The organism is Rhizobacter sp. P3_B12 (assembly GCF_056402895.1).
Map to the genome: position 1 here is coordinate 1 of NZ_JBFUGN010000907.1, position 2,486 is coordinate 2,486.

Genomic DNA, 2,486 nt, shown 5'->3' on the forward strand with positions numbered 1-2,486 from the left:
GCTGCGATCCGCGCGGCTGGCTACGACATGCCGATCTCGAAACTCATCACGATCTCCGGCCTCGCCACGCTGCTGCTCGCGCCGTTCGGTGCGTTCGCCATGAACCTGTCCGCCATCACCGCCGCCATCTGCATGGGCCGTGAAGCGCATGAAGACAAGAACCGCCGCTACATGGCCGCCGTCAGTTGCGGGCTGATCTACTGCGTGATCGGGCTGTTCGGCGCAGCGGTCACCGGCGTGCTGACGGCCTTTCCCCGCGATCTCGTGGTCGCGATCGCAGGCCTCGCGCTGCTCGGCACCATCGGCAACGGCCTGGCCTCCGCACTGAAGGAAGACGCGCACCGCGAGGCCGCACTGATCACCTTCCTCGTCACGCTGAGCGGCCTCAGCCTCTGGGGCATCGGCTCGGCCTTCTGGGGCGTGGTCGYCGGCGCGCTCGCGCTTTTTGTGCAACAGTGGCGGCCCCGCATCGCCGCCTGACCGAAAGAGAGCGCCCCGCCATGACGCTGCTGTTCGTTGCCGACCCGCTGGAAGGCTTCAAGACCTACAAGGACTCCACCTTCGCGATGATGCGCGAAGCCRCACGCCGCGGCCACGCACTCGCCGCCTGCGAACCGCGCGACCTGGTCTGGGAACGCGGCGGCCGCGTGCACGCCAAGCTGCGACCCTTCACCGTCACCACCGACCCCCACGCCTGGTTCGCCGAACAGCCCGCGCAGACGCTCGCACTCGCCGACCTCACCGCGGTGCTGATGCGCAAGGACCCGCCCTTCGACAGCGAGTACTTCTACGCCACCCACCTGCTGCAACAGGCCGAGCGCGAAGGCGCCCGCGTCTTCAACAAGCCGGCCTCGCTGCGCGACCACCCGGAAAAGCTCGCGATCCTCGAGTTCCCCGACTTCATCGGCCCGACACTCGTCACGCGCGACGAGGCCGAGATCAAGCGCTTCCATGCGGTGCACCACGACATCATCCTGAAGCCGCTCGACGGCATGGGCGGCATGGGCATCTTCCGCGTCGGCCCCGACGGGCTCAACCTCGGCAGCATCACCGAGACGCTGAACAAGGGCGGCACGCAAACGGTGATGGTGCAGCGCTACCTGCCCGAGATCGTCAAGGGCGACAAGCGCGTGCTGGTGATCGGCGGCGTGCCGGTGCCGTTCTCGCTGGCGCGCATCCCGCAAGGCAGCGAGATCCGCGGCAACCTGGCCGCCGGCGGCAAGGGCGTCGCACAGCCGCTGTCGCCCCGCGACCGCGAGATCGCCGAGGCGCTCGGCCCGGTGCTCGCCGCGCGCGGGCTGCTGCTGGTCGGGCTCGACATCATCGGCGACAGCCTGACCGAGATCAACGTGACCAGCCCGACCTGCTTCCAGGAAATCACGCAGCAGGCGGGCTTCGACGTGGCAGAGATGTTCGTCGACGCGCTGGAGGCCCAGCTCCCCTGAAGCCCGGGCACGGGATAATCACGGTTTCCTCCGTTGGTTTCCCCATGGCCGTCCTCTCGCTTTCCAATGCCCACCTGGCCTTCGGCCACGTGGCCCTGCTCGACAACGCGGCGTTCTCGCTCGAAACCGGTGAGCGCCTCGGGTTGATCGGGCGCAACGGCGCCGGCAAGTCCTCGATGCTGAAGATCATCGCCGGGCTGGAAAAGCTCGACGACGGCCTGCTGCAGATGACGCAGGGCGTGCGCATCTGCTACGTGCCGCAGGAGCCCGTGTTCGAACCCGGCCACTCGGTGTTCGAAGCCGTCAGCGAAGGCGTGGCCGAAGCCCGTGCCGTGCGTCAGGCCTATGAAGAACACGCCGACGGCGTCGACCTCGACGCCCTGCAGACACGCATCGAGGCGCTCGACGCCTGGAACTGGGAGCAGCGCGTGGACACCACGCTCGCGCAGCTCCACCTCGACGGCACGCGCGAGATCGGCCAGCTCTCCGGCGGCATGAAGAAGCGCGTCGCGCTGGCGCAAGCCCTGGTCGCGGTGCCCGACGTGCTGCTGCTCGACGAGCCCACCAACCACCTCGACCTCGATTCGATCGCCTGGCTCGAGGAGCTGCTGCGCAGCTTCAAGGGCAGCGTGATGCTGATCACCCACGACCGCGCCTTCCTCGACGGCGTGGCCACCCGCATCGTCGAACTCGATCGCGGCATCATCCGCAGCTACCCCGGCAACTTCACGGCCTACGAGCGCATGAAGGAAGAGCAGCTCGCGTCCGACGCGCTCGCCAACGCGCGCGCCGACAAGCTGCTGGCCCAGGAAGAGGTGTGGATCCGCAAGGGCGTCGAAGCCCGCCGCACGCGCAGCGTGGCGCGCATCCAGCGGCTCGAAGTGCTGCGCGACCAGCGCCAGAAGCGCCGCGATTCGCTCGGCCAGGTGCGCCTGGAAGTCGATTCCGGCGCACCCAGCGGCAAGATCGTCGCCGAGCTGCGCGACGTGAACCTGCGCTTCGGCGAGAAGGTGATCGTGACGGACTTCACCGCCACCATCC

Annotated in this window: 3 protein-coding genes; all 3 read left to right on the forward strand. The window is 68.4% G+C overall.

Translation table 11 applies throughout. The features are described 5' to 3' along the window. The coding region (locus AC1D01_RS29870) for a benzoate/H(+) symporter BenE family transporter (RefSeq protein WP_477872889.1) at positions 1-480 on the forward strand (480 nt) is incomplete at its 5' end. A gap of 20 nt (positions 481-500) precedes the next feature. Next, on the forward strand, positions 501-1,445 hold the full coding sequence (gene gshB / locus AC1D01_RS29875; protein ID WP_477872891.1) for a glutathione synthase: 945 nt from the start codon (positions 501-503) through the stop codon (positions 1,443-1,445). 44 nt (positions 1,446-1,489) lie between these two features. After that, the coding region (locus AC1D01_RS29880) for an ABC-F family ATP-binding cassette domain-containing protein (RefSeq protein ID WP_477872893.1) at positions 1,490-2,486 on the forward strand (997 nt) is incomplete at its 3' end.